Annotated in this window: 27 protein-coding genes and 1 tRNA gene; 4 read left to right on the top strand and 24 right to left on the bottom strand. The window is 71.6% G+C overall.

Going from position 1 to position 24,112, the window contains the following annotated elements; translation table 11 throughout:
- The 13 genes from ABZS37_RS16420 to ABZS37_RS16360 all read right to left on the bottom strand — a co-directional run bounded on the left by ABZS37_RS16420 (nucleotide 1) and on the right by ABZS37_RS16360 (nucleotide 9,787).
- Nucleotides 1-399, bottom strand: coding sequence for a group 1 truncated hemoglobin (locus ABZS37_RS16420; RefSeq protein ID WP_355169702.1), 399 nt, complete (start codon nucleotides 397-399; stop codon nucleotides 1-3).
- A gap of 345 nt (nucleotides 400-744) precedes the next feature.
- Entirely contained in the window at nucleotides 745-1,335 is a 591-nt protein-coding gene (locus ABZS37_RS16415; RefSeq protein WP_355169700.1) for a MerR family transcriptional regulator, read from the bottom strand.
- 196 nt (nucleotides 1,336-1,531) lie between these two features.
- Complete coding sequence (locus ABZS37_RS16410) at nucleotides 1,532-1,996, bottom strand: bifunctional nuclease family protein (RefSeq protein ID WP_354996482.1); 465 nt, start codon at nucleotides 1,994-1,996, stop codon at nucleotides 1,532-1,534.
- A 184-nt stretch (nucleotides 1,997-2,180) separates the two neighbouring features.
- Complete coding sequence (locus tag ABZS37_RS16405) at nucleotides 2,181-2,882, bottom strand: MerR family transcriptional regulator (protein ID WP_354996483.1); 702 nt, start codon at nucleotides 2,880-2,882, stop codon at nucleotides 2,181-2,183.
- A gap of 50 nt (nucleotides 2,883-2,932) precedes the next feature.
- The gene (locus ABZS37_RS16400) at nucleotides 2,933-3,385 is read right to left on the bottom strand and encodes an FHA domain-containing protein (RefSeq protein WP_007071101.1); all 453 of its coding nucleotides are present in this window, start codon (nucleotides 3,383-3,385) and stop codon (nucleotides 2,933-2,935) included.
- Nucleotides 3,386-3,600: 215 nt separating this feature from the next.
- On the bottom strand, nucleotides 3,601-3,981 hold the full coding sequence (gene gcvH / locus ABZS37_RS16395; protein ID WP_355169698.1) for a glycine cleavage system protein GcvH: 381 nt from the start codon (nucleotides 3,979-3,981) through the stop codon (nucleotides 3,601-3,603).
- A gap of 60 nt (nucleotides 3,982-4,041) precedes the next feature.
- Nucleotides 4,042-5,064, bottom strand: coding sequence for a DUF881 domain-containing protein (locus ABZS37_RS16390; RefSeq protein WP_355169696.1), 1,023 nt, complete (start codon nucleotides 5,062-5,064; stop codon nucleotides 4,042-4,044).
- A gap of 11 nt (nucleotides 5,065-5,075) precedes the next feature.
- On the bottom strand, nucleotides 5,076-5,408 hold the full coding sequence (locus ABZS37_RS16385) for a small basic family protein (protein WP_354996487.1): 333 nt from the start codon (nucleotides 5,406-5,408) through the stop codon (nucleotides 5,076-5,078).
- Nucleotides 5,405-6,349: a DUF881 domain-containing protein gene (locus tag ABZS37_RS16380; protein WP_355169694.1), complete on the bottom strand. Its 945-nt coding sequence runs from the start codon at nucleotides 6,347-6,349 to the stop codon at nucleotides 5,405-5,407. The genes ABZS37_RS16385 and ABZS37_RS16380 overlap by 4 nt, the downstream gene beginning before the upstream one ends.
- Complete coding sequence (locus ABZS37_RS16375) at nucleotides 6,346-6,978, bottom strand: CDP-alcohol phosphatidyltransferase family protein (protein WP_355169692.1); 633 nt, start codon at nucleotides 6,976-6,978, stop codon at nucleotides 6,346-6,348. Before ABZS37_RS16375 ends, ABZS37_RS16380 begins: the two co-directional genes overlap by 4 nt.
- A gap of 291 nt (nucleotides 6,979-7,269) precedes the next feature.
- A complete protein-coding gene (locus ABZS37_RS16370) occupies nucleotides 7,270-7,734 on the bottom strand; it encodes a MarR family transcriptional regulator (RefSeq protein ID WP_355169690.1) in 465 nt (154 codons plus the stop codon).
- A 56-nt stretch (nucleotides 7,735-7,790) separates the two neighbouring features.
- On the bottom strand, nucleotides 7,791-8,969 hold the full coding sequence (locus ABZS37_RS16365) for a PP2C family protein-serine/threonine phosphatase (RefSeq protein WP_355169688.1): 1,179 nt from the start codon (nucleotides 8,967-8,969) through the stop codon (nucleotides 7,791-7,793).
- Nucleotides 8,970-9,040: 71 nt separating this feature from the next.
- Nucleotides 9,041-9,787 (bottom strand): SAM-dependent methyltransferase, encoded by a 747-nt coding sequence (locus ABZS37_RS16360; RefSeq protein ID WP_355169686.1) that lies wholly within the window; start codon nucleotides 9,785-9,787, stop codon nucleotides 9,041-9,043.
- Nucleotides 9,788-9,904: 117 nt separating this feature from the next.
- Here ABZS37_RS16360 and ABZS37_RS16355 point away from each other — a divergent pair, with 117 nt between their 5' ends.
- The 3 genes from ABZS37_RS16355 to ABZS37_RS16345 all read left to right on the top strand — a co-directional run bounded on the left by ABZS37_RS16355 (nucleotide 9,905) and on the right by ABZS37_RS16345 (nucleotide 11,543).
- Nucleotides 9,905-10,786: a universal stress protein gene (locus ABZS37_RS16355; RefSeq protein ID WP_355169684.1), complete on the top strand. Its 882-nt coding sequence runs from the start codon at nucleotides 9,905-9,907 to the stop codon at nucleotides 10,784-10,786.
- A 71-nt stretch (nucleotides 10,787-10,857) separates the two neighbouring features.
- Nucleotides 10,858-11,070: a phosphatidylethanolamine-binding protein gene (locus tag ABZS37_RS16350; RefSeq protein WP_354996494.1), complete on the top strand. Its 213-nt coding sequence runs from the start codon at nucleotides 10,858-10,860 to the stop codon at nucleotides 11,068-11,070.
- Nucleotides 11,067-11,543 (top strand): hypothetical protein, encoded by a 477-nt coding sequence (locus tag ABZS37_RS16345; protein WP_355169682.1) that lies wholly within the window; start codon nucleotides 11,067-11,069, stop codon nucleotides 11,541-11,543. The genes ABZS37_RS16350 and ABZS37_RS16345 overlap by 4 nt, the downstream gene beginning before the upstream one ends.
- On the opposite strand, the gene ABZS37_RS16340 is transcribed toward ABZS37_RS16345, so the two are convergent.
- Nucleotides 11,544-11,747 carry a hypothetical protein gene (locus tag ABZS37_RS16340; protein ID WP_355169680.1) on the bottom strand — a complete coding sequence of 68 codons (204 nt, stop codon included), beginning with the start codon at nucleotides 11,745-11,747 and terminating at the stop codon, nucleotides 11,544-11,546.
- Nucleotides 11,748-11,881: 134 nt separating this feature from the next.
- On the opposite strand from ABZS37_RS16340, the gene ABZS37_RS16335 reads away from it, so the two are divergent.
- Entirely contained in the window at nucleotides 11,882-12,532 is a 651-nt protein-coding gene (locus ABZS37_RS16335; RefSeq protein ID WP_355169678.1) for a hypothetical protein, read from the top strand.
- A gap of 5 nt (nucleotides 12,533-12,537) precedes the next feature.
- Here the strand turns inward: ABZS37_RS16335 and ABZS37_RS16330 are convergent, their stop codons facing one another.
- The 10 genes from ABZS37_RS16330 to fdh all read right to left on the bottom strand — a co-directional run bounded on the left by ABZS37_RS16330 (nucleotide 12,538) and on the right by fdh (nucleotide 23,967).
- Entirely contained in the window at nucleotides 12,538-12,723 is a 186-nt protein-coding gene (locus ABZS37_RS16330; RefSeq protein WP_355169955.1) for a hypothetical protein, read from the bottom strand.
- 72 nt (nucleotides 12,724-12,795) lie between these two features.
- Complete coding sequence (locus ABZS37_RS16325; RefSeq protein ID WP_355169676.1) at nucleotides 12,796-14,073, bottom strand: hemolysin family protein; 1,278 nt, start codon at nucleotides 14,071-14,073, stop codon at nucleotides 12,796-12,798.
- 79 nt (nucleotides 14,074-14,152) lie between these two features.
- Nucleotides 14,153-14,350 (bottom strand): hypothetical protein, encoded by a 198-nt coding sequence (locus ABZS37_RS16320; protein ID WP_030327722.1) that lies wholly within the window; start codon nucleotides 14,348-14,350, stop codon nucleotides 14,153-14,155.
- Nucleotides 14,351-14,389: 39 nt separating this feature from the next.
- Nucleotides 14,390-15,121, bottom strand: a complete 732-nt coding sequence (locus ABZS37_RS16315) for a hypothetical protein (protein ID WP_355169674.1) — start codon at nucleotides 15,119-15,121, stop codon at nucleotides 14,390-14,392.
- A 54-nt stretch (nucleotides 15,122-15,175) separates the two neighbouring features.
- Nucleotides 15,176-16,930 (bottom strand): selenocysteine-specific translation elongation factor, encoded by a 1,755-nt coding sequence (gene selB / locus ABZS37_RS16310; protein WP_355169672.1) that lies wholly within the window; start codon nucleotides 16,928-16,930, stop codon nucleotides 15,176-15,178.
- Nucleotides 16,931-16,932: 2 nt separating this feature from the next.
- On the bottom strand, nucleotides 16,933-18,237 hold the full coding sequence (gene selA, locus ABZS37_RS16305; protein WP_355169670.1) for an L-seryl-tRNA(Sec) selenium transferase: 1,305 nt from the start codon (nucleotides 18,235-18,237) through the stop codon (nucleotides 16,933-16,935).
- A gap of 22 nt (nucleotides 18,238-18,259) precedes the next feature.
- Nucleotides 18,260-18,355, bottom strand: a tRNA-Sec gene (locus tag ABZS37_RS16300).
- A 38-nt stretch (nucleotides 18,356-18,393) separates the two neighbouring features.
- Nucleotides 18,394-19,578, bottom strand: coding sequence for an NrfD/PsrC family molybdoenzyme membrane anchor subunit (gene nrfD / locus ABZS37_RS16295; RefSeq protein ID WP_355169668.1), 1,185 nt, complete (start codon nucleotides 19,576-19,578; stop codon nucleotides 18,394-18,396).
- Nucleotides 19,575-20,705 carry a 4Fe-4S dicluster domain-containing protein gene (locus tag ABZS37_RS16290; RefSeq protein WP_355169666.1) on the bottom strand — a complete coding sequence of 377 codons (1,131 nt, stop codon included), beginning with the start codon at nucleotides 20,703-20,705 and terminating at the stop codon, nucleotides 19,575-19,577. Before ABZS37_RS16290 ends, nrfD begins: the two co-directional genes overlap by 4 nt.
- On the bottom strand, nucleotides 20,695-23,967 hold the full coding sequence (fdh, locus tag ABZS37_RS16285) for a formate dehydrogenase (protein ID WP_355169664.1): 3,273 nt from the start codon (nucleotides 23,965-23,967) through the stop codon (nucleotides 20,695-20,697). The genes ABZS37_RS16290 and fdh overlap by 11 nt, the downstream gene beginning before the upstream one ends.
- Nucleotides 23,968-24,112: the final 145 nt, after the last annotated feature.

Below are 24,112 nucleotides of genomic sequence, written 5' to 3'. Positions count from 1 at the left end.
TCAGGCGCCCGACCGGTTCCCGGCGGCCACCACCTGGTCCTGCACCTGCCCCAGCACCGTCTGCACGTCCGCCAGGATGTCCGCCGGCACACCCAGCTCGGTCAACGTCACCATCAGATGCCCGCCCACCTTCACGTAGTGCTCCACCGGGATGTTCAACGGCTGGTGCGCCTCGGCCAACCCGCGACCGGTGTACTCGTTCGGGCCACCCAGCACCGTCGTCAACATCAACGTCAGGTGCCGACGCTGACCCGCCATGTCCACATCGGTGAAGTAACCCGCCAACTCAGGGTCGGCGAGCACCTTCTCGTAGAACAGATCAACGGCAGCCTTGACCGAGCTGGCACCGCCAATGCGGTCGTAGTGCGAGGCGGGAGCGGTTTCTTCGGTAACCGTCACGGTCGTTCCTTCCGGGGGTCAAGGATCGCGCGGGATCAGCGCGAAGGGGCCCGGCCCACGGAGCGACATCGACGTGCCACGGCGACACCGCGCCGGAACCGTGTCGGACCATAGCGTGTCAACCGCCTCCGGTCAGGGCCCCCCGATCGGATTCCCGACACCAGCCCGACACACTACGTCACCACTACCGGCGCGTATCTCCACAACGGGCCACCGGAACGACACCCACCGTATCCACAGTGGAGCGCAGAGACCTACCGACACGACCCACGGTCGCCTACGGTCACCGACGGTCGCGAGAAAACCAGTCGGGAAAAACTGGACGAGCCGAACGCCTTCGGGCGCTCAGCCAGCCCGCCGCCGCGCCCGCCGCGCCGCCAACTCGTCACCCATCGGATCCGCCGCCACCGTCGGCTCCACCGGGCCGCTCACCGCCGGCTCCGCCGGCAGATGCGACAACGACCCCTGGATCTCCTTGAAGGCCCCACCGATCGCGATCCCGAAGACGCCCTGGCCACCCTGCAACAGGTCGACCACCTCTTCCGGGGACCGACACTCATACACCGTCGTCCCATCAGAGATCAGCGTGATCCCGGCCAGATCCTCCACACCACGCGACCGCAACGCCTCGATCGCCTTGCGGATGTTCTGCAGGGACACCCCCGCATCCAACAACCGCTTCACGACCTTCAACACCACCAGGTCCCGGAACGAATACAACCGCTGCGTCCCCGAACCAGAGGCGTCGCGCACGCTCGGCACCACCAGCGTCGTCCGCGCCCAGTAATCCAACTGCCGGTAACTGATGCCCACCGCGTGGCAGGCCGTCACACCCCGGTAGCCCACCGAACCGTCACCCTCAGTCGCCACCGTTGGCGACGAGGCACCCGGCTCGTTCAACTCTCCACCCGGATCGGAATCCCGCAGCTCGTGCATCCGGACAACCTCCCCGTCAGTGTGGCGACGCATCGTTTCCGGGACGCGCACCCCTCGACATGGCAACCCTATAGCCACCCTCAGGGGTTACCACGGAGGAACCGACGCGACACGCCGCGCAGCCACCGAGAAAGATCACCAACCGGACCGGGGCATCACCCACAGTCACACCAAGACGCAGAGGCCGGCGCCCACCTCAGCCCGCGAAATCCTCCGGACGCACCTGATCCAGGAACTCGCGGAACTTCTCCACCTCGTCCTCCTGCTCGTCAGGGATGATGATCCCCGCCTCGCTGAGGACCTGCTCCGCACAACGAATCGGCGCCCCGACACGCAACGCCAACGCGATCGAATCGCTCGGCCGCGCCGACACCCGCACCCCATCGCCGATCAACAGATCCGCGTAGAAGACGTTCTCCTTGAGCTCAGTGATCTCCACCGCCTGCAAGGGCGCCTTCAACGCCGCCAACACATCCCGCAGAAGATCATGCGTCAACGGCCGGGCCGGCTTGACCCCCTGCTGCTCATAAGCGATAGCCGTGGCCTCGACCGCGCCGATCCAGATCGGCAGATAGCGGTCCCCCTCGACCTCCCTGAGCAGGACGATCGGCTGGTTGCTGGGCAGCTCCACCCGAACTCCGACCACGCTCAGCTCGCGCACCGCCGCCTCCGTGTCGTTGTCACCTACGCCGCACCGCGCCTTTCCCTGCACGGTACACGGACCGCGACACGGCCGTCCCATGCGCTACGGCACCACGCTCGCGCCAGAAAGGGGTTACCCCGGCAAGCCTACGGCACGCTTCCCGGAAGAGATCTTTCCGCTCAGCCACCGCCCGCCGGGCCCCTCACCGACCCAACGTCGAACGCAGACCCACCCGCACCAACGCCGCGTGCAACTGCTCCGACAACGCCACCAACTCACGCGCCGTCTCCGCCGCCCGCGCCCGCGCCGCCGGATCACTCTGCCGCGCCAACGGCGCCACCAACTGCGCGAACAAACCGACCTCACGGTCCGCCGCCGTCCGATAACCCCGCAGGTGCCGCGGCTCCAACCCGTACGACGCCAACCCCGCCACCGCCGACGCGATGATCAACGCGTCCGCGTCATACCACCCCGGCGGATCCGACACCAGGACACCGAGCCGCTCCAACTCCACCAACGTCGAGTCGTCGATGCCACTGCGCGCCACCAGATCCGCCCGGCCGAGCCGCACCTGCGACGACTCGGCCGGCTCCGCCGACTCACGACCCGGCACCGCACCATCGGGACCGACCGCCACCAACGCCCGCCGCGACCGCCCCGGCTGCTCACCGGACGAATCCCACTCCGCCAACTGCTCACGGATCACCCGCAACGGCAGGTACTTGTCCCGCTGCGCGGTCAACACGAACCGCAACCGCGACACATCGTCCCAGCTGTACTTCCGGTAACCCGCCGCCGTCCGCTGCGGCTCGACCAGACCCTCGGCCTCAAGGAACCGCAGCTTCGAAATGGTGGTGTCCGGAAAATCGACCCGCAACTGCCCAAGCACCTCACCGATGCTCATCAGCGGCTGAGACCGGGCCGCCCCGGGTGACGTGGAGGCCGCAGGCTCGTTCACCCCCGGCCGGCCTCTTCCTCCGGGCGCGGACCGGCGATGAACACCACCCGGAACTTACCGATCTGGACCTCGTCACCATTGCTCAACGTGGCCGCCTCGACCCGCTCACGATTCACGTACGTGCCATTCAGGCTGCCCACGTCCCGCACCGTGAACGTGCCACCGTCACGGTGGAACTCCGCGTGCCGACGCGACACCGTCACGTCATCGAGGAAAATGTCACTGTCCGGGTGCCGGCCACTGGTCGTCACATCGTGGTCCAACAGGAACCGGGCACCCGCATTCGGGCCTCGACGAACCACCAGCAGCGCCATACCCGGCGGCAACGAACCGGACATCCGGCTCGGCACCACATCGGTGTCCGGGCCCTCCAGCACTTCGTCGAGCGAACCGAGATTGAGCGTCGAAGTGACGTCGAGCGGGGGGAACTCGTCGTCTGGCCGCGTCATGGGACCACCTCACGGATCTGTTCGGTCGGCGTCGGGTAATGGCGGGTCTGGCCGCCGGGCACTCGAACACCCGGCGGCTGGCTCCCCGTGCCCGGGAAGGCAATTCCGCAACGCTCAACTATTTGGGTTCTCGGTCGACTGGGCGAGCCTAGCCAGCGCCGAAATGCAGGGCAACCGGACGCGCGCAGACATCCCACGCGCCGGATCACGCACACTCAGCCTTCGATGATCTTCTGATACGCGCCCGCCGTCAGCAACCCGTCCGTCGCCGTCGGATCATTCGGCGTGATCTCCACCAACCAACCCTCACCGTACGGATCAGTGTTGATCAGCTCAGGCGTGTCACCCAGCGCCTCGTTGCGGGCCGCAACCGTACCGGCGACCGGCGCGTAGATCTCCGACACACTCTTGGTCGACTCGATCTCACCCAACGAGTCACCGGCCGCGACCACCGCACCCGCCTCGGGCAACTGCACGTACACGATGTCACCCAGCGCGTCCTGCGCGAAGTGCGTGATGCCGACCCGGATCGAACCCGTGCCGTCACCCGCCACCCACTCGTGCTCGGCGGTGTATCGCAGATCCTCGGGAATCACCAGACGCGTCCTTCATCCATCGGTGCCCCGGACCACCCGGGTCCGGCGCGGCCGCGCCGGTCAGGAGACCGGACGGGCGTGTTCCAACTTGATCGGCACGTGCAGCGCCGAAACCTCGGCAACCTCACGCTCCCCAAACGTCACGTTACCGCCGCCACCCCGGACCGACGCCACCACCCCACCAGGAATGTTCAACGCCGTACGCATCGTCGCCGGATCACCGATCACCGTGATGGTGAACGGCCCCGTCAACCGACGCCCCTCCACCACCAACGACCCGTTGTCCCCGTCGAGGAAGTACGTCGACGCGATGATCCGCACCGTCGCCCGGTCGGCACCGGAGATCTGCATCGCCTCCGCGCCCGCACCCCGCAGCTCCTGCACCGCGTCCAGCACCCGGTTCGCCGTGATCGGCTTGGCACCAGCGTCGAACTGCACCGTCAACCCCGGCCCGACCGCCGGCAACGTACCCGCAAGGATGCCCAGCTCATCCGCCCGCCGCGTCGCCTCGTCCAACGCCGCCTGACGGCCCTGCTCACCCGATTGCAACTGCCGCTGACTGTCCTCCAGGGCCCTGATGTCCTGCTGGAGACGGCTCTCCCGCGCATCCAGATCCGACAGGATCCGGACCAGGTCCTCCTGGCGCGTCGCCCCCAACGTCGGATCCGTCGACGTCGTCTTGAACTGCACCACCAACGTGAAGCCCAGCAACGCCAACAACGCAACGATCATCACCCCGGCCGTACTCAACCGGGACCGGCCCGCCGCCACCGGCGCCACCGACTCCCCGACCGGCTCCGCCAACCCGTCGGAACTCGCCACCGGCTCCCCCGACCGCGACACCGCGCTCAGGTCCACCGTCGCGCCGTCGTCGACCAGCTCCACGTCCGGCTCCGCGGCGGGCTCCACGTCCGGCAGCTCCCGCTCCGCGGGCTCCTGCGGCGCCAACGGGCTCAACTCGTCCGGATCCGGCGCATCCGGCCGCGGATCCGGCTCACCCGCCGGCCCACCCGGACGCGCCGGCCCCGCCGGCCCCGCCGGCTGCGGCCACCCGGTCCCCGTGTCGGTCTGCTCGTCACTCATCGCATCCCAACCTACGCCCGGAACAGGTGCCGACGGATCGCCGCCACGTTGCCGAAAATGCGCACCCCGAGCACAACGACCACGCCGGTGGACAACTGCCCGCCCACCCCCAGCTGGTCACCCAGATACACGATCAGACCAGCAACCAGCACATTCGAGATGAACGACACCACGAACTGCTTGTCGTCGAAGATGCGGTCCAACCTGGCCCGCACACCACCGAACACCGCGTCCAACGCGGCCACCACCGCGATCGGCAGGTACGGCTGCAACGCCGCCGGCACCGAGGGATCGAGCCACACACCGAGCACCACACCGGCGAGCAACGCCAGCACCGGGATCATCGGCCACCTCCGGAGGGGCTAGTGGTCGTCGTCGGAGCGGACGACCCGGGACTGCCGGACCGGACACCCGACGCGGAAGGGCTCGGACTGACCGACGGCTTGGCGTAGCGTAGCTGCGGCTCCGGAGCCGCCGGCAGGGTGAGGTCGTCCGACTCCCGCACACCGAACGACAACCCGGTCTTCTGCGCGACCTCCCGCATCAGCGCCGCGTTACGGCTGTCCTCGAATTTGCGCCGCATCGAACCCGGGCCGATCGCCGACACCTCGTACGGCCCGGTCACCGGCCGGAAATCCACCAGCATCGCCTCGCCCGCCGACCGGATCGTCGACGTCGATGTCAACCGCTGCCCGTTGATGGCGATCGCCTCCGCGCCGGCACTCCACAACGCGTTCGCCACCCCCTGCAGGTCGCTGTAGAGCACCCGTGGCGGCCCAGCGCCGGCGCCGGTCACCGCGTCCGCGTTGTCCGGCGCGTCCGCCAACCGCACCACCACACCGTCGCCACGCACCCGACCCAGCCCGGTGCTCGCCTCCTGGTCCCGCAGCCGGGCGGCCACCGACCCGCTCAACGCCGCGTCCCGCTGCCGACTGACCTCCTCGCGCAGCTGGTCCGCTCGCGTGGACAACCGATCGGTCTGCTTCTCCCGCTCCTTGATCTGCGCCACCAGACCGGAGCGGGCCTGACTGCGCCCCGGCTCGTCGGCCATCGTCTGCCGGTACGCGACCGCGAACAGGAAACCGAGCATCACCACCACGACGAGGCTGACCGACCGTGACGGCCAGGCACGCCACCCCCGGGCTGGTTCAGTGGACGCCGACCGTCGACGGGCAGCCGCCGCGTCCGCGTACCCCGGGTCCAGCGGATTGCGGAACAGTTCGGTGAGGAAATCCGGCGCGTACACCCGGTCCTGGCCGGGTTTCCCGGGCCTCGGCGCGCTCACGCGGCCGCTCCCGGGCCGCGCGCCGCGCGCACCAGCCGGGCCGCCTGTACGACGTACATCCCGCCGGCCACCCAGTAGAGCACCAGGCCCCACCAGGCCAGACCCCAGCCGATGGCACTCGCCGCCGTCGCCACGTCGGTCGCCGCGGTGCCCAGCAGCAGCACCGGGAACGCCGCGAGCAGCAGGAACGTGGCGGTCTTGCCCACGTAGTGCACCGGCGGCGGCCCGTACCCGTAGCGACGCAGCACCGCCAGTGAACCGAGCAGGAGCAGCTCACGGGCCAGCAGCGCCGCGGTGAACTGCCACGGCACCACCTCGCGCGCGGTGAAGGCGACCAGGGTGGCGAGGATGTAGAGCCGATCGGCCAGTGGGTCGAGCAGCTCCCCGAGTCGGCTCACCTGGCGCAGACGGCGGGCGATCCAGCCGTCGACCCAGTCGGTGGTGCCGCCGATGGCCAGCACGATGACCGCTGCCACGTCGGCCCGTTCGACCAGGAACAGGTAGAGGAAGACCGGCACGCCCAGCAGCCGCCCGAAGCTGATCAGGTTGGGCAGGGTGAGCACCTGGTTTCCGGGAATCTGGTCACCGGTGTCCCGCGGTTGCTCTGGCCGAGCCGGCCGACGCGACACCGATCCTCCTCCACGGCACGCGGCCCTCGGCCGACGTCGGGCGCGGCTGAGGGTCGTACGCGCTGTCGGGCCGGCCGCCGCCGGCTCCCCTGCGGCCCCGGGCGGGGCCTCTTCCCTGATGCGGCCCGCGATCTCGGTGATCGCGGGCCGGGTAAGTGCGCTGCCACTATATCGGGCTTCTCTCCGCTGCCTGGGTGCCGCCGTGCGGCGCTCGGCGCGGTCCTGTCGCACTTGTGGCGTGGATCACCACGCGTAGAGCGTCCTAGGATAGTAATGGAAGGCGGATCGCCCTCAGGCGGTCTGAACCGCGGAATCGGTCTGCTGCTCGGGCACCGACTGGGTCGCCGCCCGAGCGAACGCGACCAACGACAGCAACAAATCGTGCTGCAGCCGCGCCGGCATCCGATCCAGCACCGTCTGCACCGCACGCTGCCGCCGCTCGGCCAACTCCCCCAGCAGGGTCAGCGCGGCGGCGGTCGGCACCAACCGCACCTCACGCCGGTCCCGTGGATCGGCCACCCGGCGCAACAGCCCGGTCGCCTCCAGCCGGTCGCAGAGGCGGCTGGCCGACGAGGGCACCACATCCAGCAGCTCCGCCAACCCGTTGACGTTGGTCTCCTGCCGACTGCTGATCAGCGTCAACACCCTCAACTGGGTGGGCGGCACCTGGTGCCGCGACGCGGCCGACTCGAGTACGGCGATCAGTGTCTCGGCAGCCGCGTCGATCGCCGCGGCGAGATCCGCAGGTCGCTCCACCCGATGTCCCCTGCCGTCGTCGCGCTGGTGCCTGCCCGGCAGAGCGGCGGCGACCCTCACCCGCTGCCCCGCTCACGCGGACCGTGCCAGTCCAGACAGACCACGACGGCGTCGTCGCGCAGATCGGCGTCCGCGTGATAGGCGTGCAGTTCGCGCATCACCGTACCAACTGCCTCGGCCGGCGGCTGCAACCGCGTGGCGCGTAGGGAACGGGACATTACCCGCTGCCCGTACGGCTCCTGTCCCGGCGGCTCGGCGGCCCACACCCCGTCGCTGACCACGAAGAGGCGGTCGCCCGGCGCGAGTTGCAACTCCTGCAGCTCGTAACGGGTCTCAGCGAACATGCCCAGCGGCATCTGCTGCTCCAGCTTCACCGGCTCGACCACGGATCCGCGCATTCGCAGCATGTGCGGGGAGCCCGCGTCGACCGCGCGTACCCGGCCGGTGCGAGTGTCCACCTCGAGCAACAGGGTGGCCACGTACCGACGGCCCCGGTGTTGGTAGAAGACCGTGTCCGAGGCCAGCTCGGCCTGCTCCACCAGGCCGCCATCCGAGCGACGCGCGTTGCGCATCGCGTTCACGGTGACGGCGGTCAGCATCGACGCGGCCAGGCCACTGCCCTCGCCGTTGAGCACCGTCAGGGTGAGCAGGTCGCCGTCCAGGGACCAGTCGAAGTGGTCACCACCAACGGTGTACGCCGGCTCGAGCTGACCGGCCAGATCGAACGCGTGGTGCGCCACACTACGACCGGGCAGCAGGTCCCACTGCATCTCGGCGGCCATCGTCAGTCGCTCGCGACGGCGGGCCCGCCGGTAACGGTCGGTCTCCCGGTCCGCCGCACGCATCGCCACCGCCAGGGCACCGGCGATGTCCGTCGCGTAGCCGGTGACGGCCGGCCCCGGTACGGCGGGAAGCTCGATCAGCAGCACGCCCAGCCGCTCCCCCCACACCGTCAGCGGCAGGTAGAGCCGGCACGCACCCTCGACGACACTGTCGCGCACCGGTTGCTGACTGCTGAAGCAGCGCTGCGCCACGGTGTGGCAGGCCAGGAACCCGGCCGCCGGAAGGTCCGGATCCAGCACCGGCCACAGCCCGCTGATCCGGTAGTCGGCGACGAACACGTCGGTGCGGAGAGCGCCCATCGTCGACCGGATAGCCCGGTCCGCCGCTTCCGCCAGTTGGTCGGGCGGGGCCTCGCGCAGCGCGCGCGACACCACGTCCGGCGCGTCCACCATGGTCGTCCTCTCCGAAAGCTTGCTACAGGGCAAGCATCATACGGACGCCCTCGGACGGCAAATCCGCGCGGTCAGTCGCCGCCGCGGGTCGCGAGCACGCCATGGAACGCGTCGGGCACCTCTGCCGGCGGACCCTCCGGCCGCCACCGGGCGACCGGGACGATCCCGTCGGCCGTCGGCGCCCACCGACCCAGCAGCGGCGCGAACGCCGCCGGCGGACGCATCCGGAACTGCGGCCCCATCATCGCCAGCGCCTGCGGGTGACCGGCCAACTCCTCGGTGTCGAAGTCCACGGCGAGCAGGCTGCCCGGCGCCGCCCCGGCGTACAACTCGTCGAGGGTGCGGGTCAGCGTGGCGTCGTCGAGGAACGCGGCGAGACCGAGAAAGACCAACCCGACCGGCCGCCGGCCCCAGCCCGGAACGAAACGGTGCAGCTGCGCCGGGTCGATCGTGCCGATGTCGGTCGCGTCACCGAAGCCGTAGCCGGCCCGGTCGCTGCCGGCGAGGATGCTCTGCCCCAGCCGGATGGTGACCGGGTCGACGTCGGTGTAGAGAACTGTCGCGTCGGTGGCGACCTCGTGCACGTTGCCCATGGTCGGCACCCCGGCTCCGAACACCAGGAAACCGTCCATGCCCTGCCCGGCCATGGCCCGCACCGCCCGACCCAGGAACGCCCGCAGCTCCCGGAACACCGGCGCGCACGGCCCGTACGCCTGCTCGAACGCCGTCGCGGCGGCCACGTCGACGGGGAAGTGGTGCTCCCCGCCGAGCCAAAAGTCGATCATGCGAGCGGTGCTCGGCTGGTCCGGTTCACCCATCGACGATGCCCCTTCCCCGGCCGGTCGTCGCCAGCGTACCGACCCGGACGCGCTCGGCGGTATCGCGACGCGGAGGCGTCTCCGCCCGTGATACTGGCCGCGAGCGGGAGGTGAGCGGTGAACTCGGCGAACAACGCGGCGGTCGTGGTCGGCGTGGACGGCTCGGAGCAGGCGCTGCGCGCCGTACGCCTCGCCGCCACGGAGGCAGCGCGCCAGCACCGGCCGCTGCGGGTCGTGCACGGCTTCATCTGGCCACTGCTGCACGTGCCGGTCTCCCCCGCCCCGGACGCGCCACCCGGCGGTGGGCTGCGCCACCGGGCCGAGGAGCTGGTCGAGGCCGCGGTGGCCGAGGCCGAGGCGACCACACCAGGGCTGTCGATCTCCGGCGAGATCATCGACGGTGAGGCCGCCGCGGTGCTGGTGGGCGAATCCCCCACCGCCGCGCTCATCGTGCTCGGCGACCGCGGGTTGGGTGGCTTCTCCGCGTTGGTGGTCGGCTCGGTCGCGGTGCAGGTCGCCGCGTACGCCGACTGCCCGGTGCTCGTCGCCCGCGGCGCGCAACGGCCCGACGAGCCGGTGCTGGTCGCGGTGGACGGTTCGGAGGCCTCCCGGCTGGCGGCCGACTTCGCCGCCGAGATCGCCGTGTCGCGCGGCGTGCCGCTGGTGGCGGTGCACGCCTACCGGCACCCGGGCAGCAGCGGCCCGGGCGACATGCAACCGCTGGTGTACGACGAGGCGAAGCTGCACGGCGAACAGGAGCGGATGATCGCCGAGTGGCTCACCGGGCTGACCGAGCGCCACCGGGAGCTGCGGCTGACCTGCCGGGCAGTGCACGGCCGGCCGGGTGCCGTGCTCGCCGACGCGTCCCGCTCCGCCCAACTGGTGGTCGTGGGGGGGCAGGGGCGCGGCGAGGTGACCGGGTTGCTGCTGGGCTCGGTGAGCCAGTCGGTGCTGCACCACGCGCAGTGCCCTGTCGCGGTGGTCCGGGCTCCCCGCTGAGAGCCGAGGTTGGCCCGCCGCCAGACGGGTAGACGGCCGCGGTACGCCCAGACCGACGAAGGAGGCAGCAGATGCCAGGACCACGGCCGGGCAGTAACGCGTACGACAAGCAGCGGGCGCGGTTGCGCAACGCGATCGACGACTCCGGACGCCGGGTGCCCGACGGCAAGGCCAACAAGGTCGCCAACAGGATCCTCCAGGAGGATCGCGGCCAACGGGGCGTGGTGCGCGGTGACCGCACGTACGGCCCCAAGGGCGAACGCGAACCGGGCGACCCGAAGTGAGGAGGGTCGACGTGACCGACGGCGCCATCGCGGGCGCCGTCGGCAGCACCGCCCTGAACGTGGTCAGCTACCTCGACATGGCCCTACGGGGACGGCCGGAGAGCAACACCCCGCAGGAGACCGTCGACCGGCTGGCCGGGATCGCGCACGTGGACCTGGGGTCCGGGGCCCGGGCGGCCAACCGCCGCTCGGGCCTCGGGCCCCTGATCGGCTACGGGCTGGGCATCGCCGCGGGCGTCGCGTTCGCGCTCTACGCCGGTGGTCGGCGCCAGCCACTGCCGATGGCCACCAGCCTGCTCGGTGCCGGCGTCATGACCATGACCGACGGGTCGATCACCGCGCTCGGCATCAGTGACCCGCGTACGTGGCGGCGCTCGGACTGGGTCTCCGACATCATTCCGCACCTGGCATACGGGCTGACGGCCGCCGCAACCTGGAACAGGTTGCGGCGGCCGTCAGGTCGCAGTCGCTAGTCAGCGGGTGTCGCTGTCGTCCTCGGCCGTCGGCTCACCGGCCGGGCCGTACGGCGACACCTGCCCCTTGGGCACCGGCCGACCCTCGTCGCCGCGCGACGAGCCACGGTTGAGCGGGTGCCCGGTCGGCTTGGGCCCCTTGCTGTCCTGGCTGGTGGATCCCTTGGCGTTGCGCCGGAGCTCTTCCTGCTGCGGGTTGACCACGGGTGTCTCCCTTCCGGGTACGGCAGGCGGCATCGACCGCCTCCACCGCCGGCATACCCGCCCGCTCCGGCGGCATTCCGGCCCCGGTCACCGGCGAGACGGCTAGTGGGTGACGGATCGGGTACCCGGTCGGTGTGGGCAACGATCGAACGGTGGTACGGGTCCTGCTGGACCGGCGTGGCCGCACGTACGCGGAGGAGGCCGGCATCCGTCTCTCCGACCGCCCGGGGCCCCTGTATCAGCTACTGGTGCTGGCCACCCTGCTGAGCACCCGGATCCGGGCGTGCGTGGCGGTGGACGCCGCACGGGAGCTGTTCGCCGCGGGCTATCGCACGCCACAGGCGATGGAGGCGGCCACCTGGCAGCAGCGCGTCGACGCGCTGGGCCGGGGCCACTACCGCCGCTACGACGAGCGGACCGCCACCATGCTCGGCACCGGCGCGCGACTGTGTCTGGATCGCTGGCACGGTGACCTGCGACGGCTGCACCGGGAGGCCCAGGGCGACCCCGCGGGGCTGCGCCGACGGCTCACCGAGTTTCCCGGCATCGGCCCCACCGGCGCGGACATCTACCTGCGCGAAGCTCAGACGGTCTGGTCGGACCTGCGCCCGTACGCCGACCGTCGGGCCCTGGCCGGGGCGAAGCGGCTGGGTCTTCCGGGCTCCCCGGACGGGTTGGCCGGTCTCGTCGACGAGCCGGACTTCGGCCGGCTCGCCTCAGCGCTGGTACGGGTGGCACTCGGCGAGGAGTCCGCCGGCGAAGTCACCCGCGTCGCGGCCCGCTGAGGCGCTCACTTCACCGTCTTGTCCCCCGGCCGGGTCAGGTGCCACACCAACAGAGCGGCGAGCAGCGCCAGGATCACCACCCCGCTGGAGATGCCAGGGCCCTCCTCGGGGCTGCGGCCGGCGCTACCGAAGTAGATCACCGCGAGGCCGGCCAGCACCGTGACGAACGTACGCAACCCTCGGTCCTTCACGTATCGCACCGTAGGCCGGTCGAATCCGTCCTCGGGATCATTCGGGCTGATTGTCCCTCTTCCGGGTCGTGGTCAGCGGTCCGTGACGAACCCCCGTAGCCGCACCCGGCGCACCGCCCGGTCGGCCACCTCCACCACCTCCAGGGTCAACCCGGGCAGCCGCACCGTCTCCCCCGGCTCACCCGGCAGGTGCCGCAGGCGGGCCAGCACGAGCCCCGCCACCGTGGTGTAGTCCCGTGACAACGGGAAGCTCAGCCGCACCCCCAGATCGGGCAGGTCGTGCAGTGGGAAGTCGCCGGGCACCAGCAGGGACCCGTCCGATTCCCGAATCACCCCGCGCACGTCACGGTCGGTCTCGTCGTACAACTCGCCGACCACCTCGGCCAGCAGGTCCTCCATGGTGACCATCCCATCGATGCCACCGTGCTCGTCGACCACCAGGGCCATCTGCTGATGCTCCTGACGGAGCCGACGCAACGCGTCGGCGACGGGCAGGGTGACCGGCAGCAGCAGCGGCGACCGGACCCGCTCGCCCACCATGACGGTGCCGGCCTGCACCAGGTCGCGGATGTGCACCACGCCGAGCACCTCGTCCAGCCCTCCAGGGCCGGTGACGGGAGCGCGGGACCGCCCGGCGATGGCGAGCTGACGCACGCCCTCGTCGGCGGTCAGGTTGGCCGGCAGTGTCGTCACCTCCCGCCGGGCCACCAGGATCTCCCGCAACGTCCGGCCGGCGATGTCGAACGCCCCGGTCAGGATCTCCCGCTGTTGGGGTGACAGGCCGTGCTGGCTGACCAGCATCTCCCGCAGCTCGTCCTCGGTCATCTCCTCCCGGTTGGCTCGCGGGTCACCGCCGGCCACCCGTACGACCGCGTCGGTGGCTCGACTGAGCAGCCACACCGCCGGTCGGGACACTCGGGCGAGCAGGTCCAGCGGGCCGGCGCTGAGCAGCGCCCAGCGCTCCGCCCGCTGCATGGCCAGCCGCTTCGGGGCCAACTCCCCGAGCACCAACGTGACGAAGGTCAGCAGCACGGTCACCAGCAGCACCGCGGCGGGGCGGGCCGCGCCACCGAGGAAGCCCAACGGGCCGACCAGCGGCCCGGCCAGTGACACGGCGGCAGCCGCCGAGGCGAGAAAACCGGCCAGGGTGATGCCGAGCTGAATGGTGGCCAGGTAGCGGTTCGGGTCGCGGGACAGCTGCACCAACCGGTCGCCGGCGCGGGACCGCCGGCCCAGCCGCCGCAGCTGCCCCTCGCGCAACGTCACCAGTGCCATCTCACTGCCGGAGAGCGCGGCGTTGATCAGCACCAGCACGGCCACCAGCGCCAACTGCCCGAGCTGACCGCCCATCGCGCACCCCCGTCCGCCGCCTGAGGTCACTCAACCGCAGCGGGGCTGGCTCCGGGTCCGGTTTCGCCCGCGCCCCCGCTCAGTCGACCTCCAGGTCGTCCAGCGAGATGGCATGGGTCATCAGCCACCGGGCCAGCGCCGACATACCGAACAGCCAGAGCGGCACAGACTCGGTGGGGCCGTTGGTGGCGTAGATGGCGAACCGCAGGTCGGGCGCGCGGTACGCCTCGATCCGCCACCGGTGCTGCCTGTCCCGCCAGACCGCCGAAGGGTCCATGGCGTCACCGTAGGTGACCACCGCCGACCCGGGGGCCGGTTAGCCCGGCACCACCGTCACCCCGAGCAGGGCACGGGCAGCGGACACCAGAATGGCGATCCCGACCCCGGCGAGCACCAGCCAGCCGAAGCCGCGCCACCCCGAGCCACGGTCGGGAACCGACGCCGACGGCGGTCTCCACAGCTCCCGGTACGACCAGGCCAGCACACCCACCCCGAACGGCAGGAGCCCCACCCAGAACCAGAACCACCGGGTGCCGATCAATGGCGGCGCGCCGCCGATCAACCTGCCCAACCAGAGCAGGGTCAGCACGCCGGCGAGCAGAGCGGCGGCGTCCGCGATCCGGTGTGTGAGGGCGCCGTCGGCATGCCACGGGCCGGCGACCGCGGCGAGCCGCGCGTCCCGCCCGGCGCCCACCGTCGGGTCCGGCTCGACGGGGTACGAATCCGAGGCGGGCGGCTCGACGAAGGCGTACCGGGTCCGGCCGTTCGGCACGGTCCAGGCGAGCATCGCGCCGTTCGTCGCGTACTGCGGTTCCGGCCGGCTCCCCCAGTACGGGTCGTCGTTCCAGCCGTACGCCCGTTGGAAGGTCACCACCTGGCCGGTCGCCAGATCCCGGTCGAGCTGGGCTTCGGTCGACTCGCGGGGCTCGACCCACCAGGCCAGAGCGGCCCAGAGCACCCAGAGCAGCGGCAGCCCCCAGCGCAGCGTCGCCGGGACAACACCGCGCCACCGGCCACCCAACGGCCGCGACGGGAACACCTCAAGCATGTTGCCACCGTCGCACCCCGGCGCGATCGTGTCAGCCCCGGTACACGCCGGCGCTCAGGTGACGACGATCCGGGCGTCGTCGGGCAGTCGTCGGGTCGCGCCCCGACGGTCCAGCAACTCCAACAGCGGCACCGCCACCCGGCGGGTGGTGTCCAACGCCTGCCGGGCCGCGGAGAGGGTGAACGGTTGGGGCAGCCCGGCCAGCACCCGGACCGCGTCGTCGAGCGCGTCGGGCAGCAGCACCACGTTGTCGGCCAGCCGCAGCAGGGCGCCGGCACGCACCGCGGCCCCGATCTCCCGGGGACCCAGACCGAGGTCGACGAGGCGGTCCGCTTCGGGGGCGCGGAACGGCCGGTCGCCGTACTCGGCGCGGACGCGCTGCACTGCCCGTGCCACCGGTTCGGGCAGCGCGTCGACGCCCGCCGCCCCGACCCGACCCGCCTGGATCCGCAAAGGCGGCCGGACCAGCGCCTCGACCAGCACCCGGTCGGGCAGGGCGAGACGCTGACGCAGGGCGTCCACCGGCATCCCCGGCTCCAACGGGTGCTCCTCGGCGTAGCGGGCGACCTCCTCGGTCAACTGGTCGCGGAGCCGCCGCCAGTGCGCGGGGTCGGCCAGCCAGTCACCGGCCACCGGCTCGGCGTGCACCGGCACACCCATCCGGATCAACGCACCGGCCCGGACCAGCCGGCGGCGGCGCAGCTCCCCGGCCAGGTCGGGCCGACCGTCCAGCTCGGCGAGGACCTGCGCGCGGGCGGCGGCGGCCCCTCGGCGGACCAGCGGTGGTGGTGCCACGTCCAGCACCCGCACCCCGCCGGCCACGTGGTGCCGGCCCGGGTCACGCAGCACCGCCCGGTCGCCCACCAGCAGCGGCAACGGACGGGCCAGCCGCAGCCGTACCGTGTCCGGGCCCAGCGGGCGCACCCGGACCGGCACCGCCGCCGACCCGACGTGCAGGGTGAGCGTGGCGGGCAGGTCGGCGGCCGGATCGCCGGTGAGTCGGACGTCAACGAGGTCGGTGCGGTGGAACCGGCCCGGGGTGAGCAGCGCGTCGCCACGGCCGAGCCGGTCACGGGGCGTACCGCGCAGGTTGACCGCCACCCGGGCCACCGCCGCAGCCTCCGGTCGAGCCTCGCCCAGTGCGTGCAGGCCGCGGACCCGGACGGGTTCGTCGGCACCGGCCAGCTCCAGCTCGTCGCCCACCCGAAGACGACCGGCGCCGAGGGTGCCGGTGACCACGGTGCCGCTGCCCCGCACCGTGAAGCTGCGGTCGACCCAGAGCCGGACCGGGTCGTCCACCGCGGGGGCCGGCAGCCGGGCGGCGAGCCGGTCCAGGGCGGTACGCAGCTCCGGCAGGCCCGCGCCGGTCAGACCGCTGACCGCCACCGCCTGCACCGGGCCGAGGCTGCTCGCGGCGATCTCAGCACGGGCACGGGCCGTCGCCGGCCCCGGATCGGCCAGATCGGCGCGGGTCACCACCAGCAGGCCGTACGCGACACCGAGCGCGTCGAGCGCGGCCAGGTGCTCGGCGGACTGCGGCATCCATCCCTCGTCGGCAGCGACCACGAACAGCGCCGCCGGCACCGGGCCCACCCCGGCGAGCATGTTGGGCACGAACCGCTCGTGCCCGGGCACGTCGACGAAGGCGACGGTGCCGCCGGACGGCAGCGTCGTCCAGGCGAACCCCAGGTCGATGGTCATCCCCCGGCGGCGTTCCTCGGCCCACCGGTCGGGCTCCATGCCGGTCAACGCCCGGACCAGGGTCGACTTACCGTGGTCGACGTGCCCGGCGGTGGCGACGACGAACACTCTCAGTCGTCCCCGGGCACGCGCAGCACGGCCGCTCGGACAGCCTCGTCGGCGTCGGCGGGCACACAGCGCAGGTCGAGCAGGAGTCGACCCCGCACCACCCGGCCGAAGACCGGCTGGTCTCCGGTGCGCAGCGGCGCCGCGTACCGCTCGGGCAGACTCAGAGCCCACGAGTCCAACTCCACGCCGGGAGCGCCGCCGCCACCGACCACCGCGACGGCCGGCACCACCTCCGCCTTGCGGCCGTCCGCGCCGAGCCGGTCGCGTAGCCGCTCCACCCGCTGGCGCAGGGCACCCGGGTCGGCGTGCAGCGCGGCCCGGGTCGGTGTGTCCGAGTGGTGCAGGGTGGCGGCCAGCGCGGCCAGGGTGAGCTTGTCCACGCGCAGAGCCCGGGCCAGCGGATGACGACGCAGCCGGTCGATCAGCTCGACGTCACCGAGCAGCAGCCCTGCCTGCGGCCCTCCGAGCAACTTGTCGCCGCTGGCGGTGACCAGCGCGGCGCCGGCGCGCAGGGTGCCGGCCGCGTCCGGTTCGTCGGGCAGCAGCGCATCCGCGGCGAGCAGGCCGGAGCCGATGTCGGCGACCACCGGCACACCGAGGGTGGCCAGTTGTCGTACCGGGGTGGCCGAGGTGAAGCCGGTGATCTGGAAGTTCGACGGGTGCACCTTGAGCACGAACCCGGTCTGCGGGCCGAGGGCGGCGGCGTAGTCGGCGAGGGTGGTGCGGTTGGTGGTGCCCACCTCCCGCAGCCGGGCGCCGGTGCTCTCCAGCAGGTCGGGCAGGCGGAAACCGTCCCCGATCTCGACCAGCTCGCCCCGGCTGACCACGATCTCCCGGCCAGCGGCCAACGCGGTGGCCGCCAACACCAGCGCGGCGGCGCCGTTGTTGACCACGTGCACGGCGCCCGCGTCGGGCACGGCGGCGGCCAGCGCGTCGAGCGCGTCCCGGCCACGGCGGGCCCGACGGCCGGTGGTCAGGTCCAGCTCGACGTCGGTGTGCCCGGCCGCGGCCACCACCGCGGCGACAGCGGCGGATGACAGCGGTGCCCGTCCCAGGTTGGTGTGCAGCACGACACCGGTGGCGTTGAGCACCACGCGGGGGCCGGGCGCGGGGAGCGCGGCGACCGCGACGTCCCGGACCTGGCCGGGGCCGATCTCGCCGCGGCGGGCCCGCTCCTGCGCCCGGGCGACGACCGCCTTGACCTGGTCCCGCCCGAGCGTCGCGGTGGCCGCGGCCAGCAGCGGATCGGCGAGCAGCGTGTCGGTGCGCGGCACCCGACGTCGCGGGTCCACCGGGCCGTCGCCCATCGCGTCATCTCCTGCCCCATGTTGGCGGAGACGGACGGGAATCGAACCCGCCTGGCCCGGGTCCCGGACCACACCGGTTTTGAAGACCGGGAGGGGCACCAGCCGCCTGAACGCCTCCATCGGACATTCGATCACAGCACGGGCGAGGCCGCCCGGTCAGGTGGAAGTTCCACCCTCGGTCCGCCGAGCTTCGACCCGCTCACGCTGGGGCACCACCGTGTACCGAGGGTCGCGGGCGGAGGCGACGCCGCCGTAGAAGATGCCGAACCGGGTCACGACCGAGGCGGCCAGCAGCGCCACCCCGGACAACGCGCCGACCAGCCGGCTGCGTCGGCCGAGGAGCGCGCCGGCCACACCGGCTGTCGTCAGCAGCCGACCGGCACGCAGCAGCTGACCGGGCCGGCCCAGGCGGTAGGGCTCACTGAGCAGACCGAGGCGGGTCTCCACCCGATGCGCGCCGTACAGCTCCAGGGCCGCGCCGGCCACCGCCATCCGCCGGGCCGGCCCGGCCTGGGCCGGGGGCGCGGCGAGCAGACCGACGCCAGCGCCGCTGGCCAGGGCGCTGCCCGCGAAGATGACCGGCAGCTCCGGGTACGCCTCGTGCCAGGACGGCACCGCCGTGTCGGCGAGCAACACCCCGGTGTACGTGGCCAGCGCGGGCGCGGTACCGGCGGCGAGCAGTCCAGCGGCGTGCCCGACCGACGGCAACGCCCGACCGGCCAGCCCGAGCAGGCCGTGGCGGGGCAGCCAACCGGCGGCCTCGGCGATCGCGGCGACGCCGGCCGCCGGCCCGTACGCGGTGAGGATCCAGGTGCCCACCGACATCGGCGAGGTCGGCTTCGCCACCCGCAGCATGTGGTGGAACCGTGCCGGCCGGCCCAGGTCCCTGACCAGGAAGACCGCACTGGCGCTGACGGCTGCCAACGCGGTGACCCGACCGGCCCGGCGCAGCGCCGGCCGCGCGGTGAGCTGCCCACCCGCGGCGAGCAGCGACGAGCCGGCGGCCAGCCCGCCGGTGAACAGGTACGCGGCGATGTCCCACTTCCAGACCGGCGCCTTCAGAATGGGCCGACCGTAGTACGAGGTGAACTCGGCCTCCGGCACCCGCAGCTCCTCGCCGCCCCCGCGACGACCGCCCCGGCGGCCACCCCGTCGACCGGTGTGCTCGGCGTTGCGCTGCGGCGGCGAGGTCAGGTCCGCCCGGGCGTCGGTGCCCGCCGGTCCGCCGTGGACGCTCGCCTCCGGCCGCACCGGGACACCTCGCCGCTCGGAACGCTCGGCGGCCAGCCGGTCGCGGAAGCGGCGGAACTTCTCGCCCACCTCAGGGCGGTGCGGATTCACGAGGAACCTCCGACGAACGCGGCGACGGTGGCCGCCGCCATGGCGAGGGCCGCGATGCCGGCGCGCTTCCACATCTTCGGCAGGTCGCGAGTGGTCACGATCGGGTCGGGTGGTAGGCCGTACACCTCGGGCTCGTCCAGGAGCAGGAAGAACGCCCCGTCACCACCGACACCGTCGTTCGGGTCGTGCCCGTACAGCCGCGCCTCGGGCACCCCCCGCTCATGCAAAGTAGCCACCCGCGCGGCGGCCCGCTCCCGCAACTCATCCAGAGCCCCGTACTGAATCGACTCCGTCGGACACGCCTGCGCACACGCCGGAGTCATCCCCACCCCAAGCCGGTCATAGCAGAGCGTGCACTTCCACGCCCGACCATCATCCTTACGCTGATCAATCACCCCGTACGGGCACGCCGAAATGCAGTAGCCGCACCCGTTACAGATGTCCTCCTGCACCACCACCGTCCCGAACTCCGTCCGGAACAGCGAACCCGTCGGGCACACATCCAGACACGCCGCGTGAGTGCAGTGCTTGCACACATCCGACATCATCAACCACCGGAAATCAGTGCGCCCCTCCACGCCGGTGCCCCGACCCGGCGGCTGCGCACCCGGCATCCCGAGGAACTCCGGCCGTGCGCCACCGCCGCCAGGGCCTGCGGCGATCGGATTAGCCGTGCCGGCCGTGGTCGGGTCGCCGAGCACATCGGGCGGCCCGCCCGCGGCCATCCGGGCGGCGGCCGACGGCGTACCGGTCGGCAGCCCCGGATCCGTGCCAGTGCGCTCGCTGGTGCCGGCTGCCACGGCCGCCGACGCGGCGCTGACCGGGCCGTCGGTCGGCGTCCCCGCGAACGGCGGCGTACGGTGCCCGGCCGGGCGGGGTTGCTCGATGAACGCGACGTGCCGCCACGAGTTCGCGGTCAGCGCCCCGGTGTTGTCGTACGACATGCCGAGCAGGTCGAGCCCGCTCTCCGGGACGCCGTTCCACTCCTTGCAGGCGACCTCGCAGGCCTTGCAGCCGATGCAGACGCTGGTGTCGGTGAAGAACCCCATTCGCGGCGGCGCATCCACGTAACCGGCGTCGGGCGCCGGGTCCAGCGGGCCGTACAGGCTGTTCGGGTCAGGAAGCACGACGCTCCTCCCCCTCGCTGTTGATGGTGACCGCCGGGGCGTTCTGGCCCGGGGCGACCCCGGCGCGCCGCTGGTAGTCGCCGACCAGGTCCAGCAGCGCCGCGCCGGTCGGGCGCCTGCCGGGCCGGACGTCGCAGGTGCCGACCTTGCTCTCCTGGATCAGGACGTTCGGGTCGAGGCTGATCCCGAACAGGTCGTTGGCCGAGTCACCGGTCACCAGACCCTCGAAACCGAAGTGGTACGGCAACCAGACCTGGTGGATGATCCGGCCGTCGACCCGCAACGGGGTGAGCCGGTCGGTCACCAACACCTTCGCCTCGATGGCCGCGCGGGCGGTCACCAGATGCGCCCAGCCGAGATGGTTGAGCCCACGCTCGGTCGCCAACTCCGGCGACACCTCCACGAACATCTCCGGTTGCAACTCCGCGAGGGGCGACACCGTCCGACTCATCCCACCGGCGGTGTGATGCTCGGTGAGCCGGCTGACCGTGAACACGTACGGGAACACCTGGCTGTGTTCCTCCGGCGGGCTCGGGTTCACCGAGTTCACCGGATGCGCGTACATCTTGCGGGTCGGGTTGGCCTGCTGCCCGTAGAACGGGTTGCGCACCGGCGACTCGACCGGCTCGTAGTGGGTCGGCATCGGCCCGTCCAGGACACCGCTGGGAGCGTACAGCCAGCCCTTGCCGTCGCCCTGCATGACGAACGGGTCGTCGCCGGCGATGCCCTCCGTCCCCGATGCCCCGGGCGGCGGCCGGTACGACGGCGGCTTGTTCTTCTCGAAGTCCGGTACGTCGTAGCCGGTCCACTCGGCCTTCTCCGGGTCCCACCAGACGTAGCGCTTGCGCTCACTCCACGGGTTGCCGTCCGGATCGGCGGAGGCACGGTTGTAGAGGATGCGGCGGTTCGCCGGCCAGGCCCAGCCCCACTCGGCGGCCACCCAGTCCTGCTCGTGTCGGGACTTGCGCCGGGCCGCCTGGTTGACGCCATCCGCGTACACGCCGGTGTAGATCCAGCAGCCGATCGCGGTGGAGCCGTCCGCGCGTGCCTCGCCAAAGCTGGACAACGGCCGACCGGTCGCCACGTCGTACCCGTTGATCTCGCGCAGCACCGCCTCGGCGCTCGGCTCGACGTTCGGGCCGTGCGTCGGGTAGTCCCAGGTGAGGTCGAGCAGCGCGCGGTCGCGCGGCACGTTCGAGTCGGCGAGCTTTTCCCGCAGCTTGCGCCCCAGGTGGTAGAAGAACCACAGCTCCGAGCGGGCGTCGCCTGGCGGCTCGACGGCCTTCTCCCGCCACTGCAACAACCGTTGAGTCTGCGTGAAGGTGCCCTCCTTCTCCACATGGGAGGCGGCGGGCAGGAAGAACACCTCGGTGCGGCACTCCTCGGGCACGATCTCGCCGGTGGCCACCTCGGGGCCGTTCTGCCAGAAGGTCGCGCTTTCGATCATGAACAGGTCCCGGACGACGAGCCAGTCGAGGTTGGCCATCCCGAGCCGCTGCGCCCGGCCGTGCGCCGAGCCGACCGCCGGGTTCTGGCCCAGCAGGAAGTACCCCTTGATCTTCCCGTCGATCATGTTCAGCACCTGCTGGTAGGTGCCGTGGTCACCGGTCATCCGGGGCAGGTAGCCGTAGCAGTAGTCGTTCTCCGGCGTCGCCGCGTCTCCCCAGTACGCCTTGAGCAGGCTCGCCGCGAACGACCGGGCATTGCCCCAGAACCCCTTCTGCCCCGGATGCCGGATGCTGTCCACCCACTCGTCGAAACTCGGGTGCTCGGCGTGGTGCGGCATCGGCAGGTAACCAGGCAACAGGTTGAACAGCGTCGGGATATCGGTCGAGCCCTGGATGCTGGCGTGGCCCCGCAGCGCCATGACCCCGCCGCCGGGGCGGCCCATGTTGCCGAGCAGCAACTGAATGATCGCGCCGGTGCGGATGTACTGCACACCCACACTGTGCTGCGTCCAGCCCACCGAGTAGATCAGCATCCCGGTGCGTTCACGGCCGGAGTTCTGCGTCCACGCGCGGGCCAGTTCCAGGAACCTGTCCTGCGGGATCCCACAGACCCGCTCCACCATCTCCGGCGTGTAGCGGGAAAAGTGTCGCTTGAGGATCTGGTAGACGCAGCGCGGGTGCTGCAACGTCTCATCGCGCCGGGTCTGCCCACCCACCTGCGCGCCATGCGACTCGTGCGTCAGCCCAGCGGCGCTGTCCCGCTCCTGGGCGGTATGCCCGCTGCCGGACGAGCCCTCGTGTCCCTCGTACTGCCAGCTGTCCTGCACGTAGGTGCCGGTCTCCGGATCAAACCCGGAGAAGAACCCGTCGCCGTCCTCGGTATCGCTGAACTCCTCGCTGACGATCGTCGCCGCATTGGTGTACGACAGCACGTACTCCCGGAAGTCCAGCTCGTTGTTCAGGATGTAGCGCACCACCCCGCCGAGCAGGGCGATGTCCGTGCCCGCCCGGATCGGCAGGTACGCGTCCGCCACCGCGCTGGTCCGGGTGAACCGCGGGTCGACGTGGAAGACCTTCGCGCCACGGCGCTTGGCCTCCATCACCCACTGGAAACCCACCGGGTGCGCCTCGGCCATGTTCGAACCCTGAATGACGATGACGTCAGCGTTGGCGATGTCCTGCTGGAAATCCGTCGCACCGCCACGACCGAAGCTGGCCCCCAGACCGGGGACGGTGGCAGAGTGTCAAATACGGGCCTGGTTCTCGATCTGGAGCGCCCCCATCGCGGTGAACAACTTCTTGATGAGGTAGTTCTCCTCGTTGTCCAACGTCGCCCCACCCAGACTGGCGAAACCCAGCGTCCGGTTGATCGGCCGACCCTGCGTGTCGACGTCCTCCCAGGTCTGCTCACGAGCGGCGAGCATCCGGTCGGCGATCATGTCGAGCGCGGTGTCGAGCTCCAGATCCTCCCACTGCGTCGAGTACGGACGCCGGTAGCGGACCTTCGTCTGGCGCAGCGGGCTCGTCACCAGACTCTTACTCGCCGCGCCCTTCGGGCAGAGCCGACCCCGCGAGATCGGGCTGTCCGGGTCGCCCTCGATCTGACTGACCTGCCCGTCCTTGACGAACACCCGCTGACCACAACCCACCGCGCAGTACGGGCAGACCGAACGGGCCACGCCGTCGGCGTCCTCGGTACGAGCGGTGAGCGCACGGGATCCATCGGACTTGGCCGCGGCACCCCGGCCGAGCGGGTCGGTGCCGGTGAGCTGGCGGTAGACCGGCCAACCCTCGATGAAGGTACGCAGCCCCATGCCCCGACACCCCCTCCCACGCGAGCGACCCCATGAACATAGGTCAACCGAGACATCTTCGCGAGCCGGGGATCAGACAGCGCCGCCCCCGGCCGGTGGGCCGGGGGCGGCGCTGGTGTCGGTGTGCAGGTCGCCTCTCGGCGAG

It is taken from the genome of Micromonospora sp. NPDC005413 (genome assembly GCF_040606435.1).
Taxonomy (GTDB): domain Bacteria; phylum Actinomycetota; class Actinomycetes; order Mycobacteriales; family Micromonosporaceae; genus Micromonospora.
This window is presented reverse-complemented; position numbering and strand designations above follow the sequence as displayed.

Coding starts and splice junctions, on each gene's coding strand:
- ABZS37_RS16415 (WP_355169700.1), bottom strand. CDS start 1,335: ATGCACGAGCTGCGGGATTCCGATCCGGGTGGAGAGTTGAACGAGCCG.
- ABZS37_RS16405 (WP_354996483.1), bottom strand. CDS start 2,882: ATGAGCATCGGTGAGGTGCTTGGGCAGTTGCGGGTCGATTTTCCGGAC.
- ABZS37_RS16400 (WP_007071101.1), bottom strand. CDS start 3,385: ATGACGCGGCCAGACGACGAGTTCCCCCCGCTCGACGTCACTTCGACG.
- ABZS37_RS16390 (WP_355169696.1), bottom strand. CDS start 5,064: ATGAGTGACGAGCAGACCGACACGGGGACCGGGTGGCCGCAGCCGGCG.
- ABZS37_RS16385 (WP_354996487.1), bottom strand. CDS start 5,408: ATGATCCCGGTGCTGGCGTTGCTCGCCGGTGTGGTGCTCGGTGTGTGG.
- ABZS37_RS16365 (WP_355169688.1), bottom strand. CDS start 8,969: ATGGTGGACGCGCCGGACGTGGTGTCGCGCGCGCTGCGCGAGGCCCCG.
- ABZS37_RS16360 (WP_355169686.1), bottom strand. CDS start 9,787: ATGGGTGAACCGGACCAGCCGAGCACCGCTCGCATGATCGACTTTTGG.
- ABZS37_RS16350 (WP_354996494.1), top strand. CDS start 10,858: ATGCCAGGACCACGGCCGGGCAGTAACGCGTACGACAAGCAGCGGGCG.
- ABZS37_RS16325 (WP_355169676.1), bottom strand. CDS start 14,073: ATGGGCGGTCAGCTCGGGCAGTTGGCGCTGGTGGCCGTGCTGGTGCTG.
- ABZS37_RS16320 (WP_030327722.1), bottom strand. CDS start 14,350: ATGGACCCTTCGGCGGTCTGGCGGGACAGGCAGCACCGGTGGCGGATC.
- ABZS37_RS16315 (WP_355169674.1), bottom strand. CDS start 15,121: ATGCTTGAGGTGTTCCCGTCGCGGCCGTTGGGTGGCCGGTGGCGCGGT.
- selA (WP_355169670.1), bottom strand. CDS start 18,237: ATGGGCGACGGCCCGGTGGACCCGCGACGTCGGGTGCCGCGCACCGAC.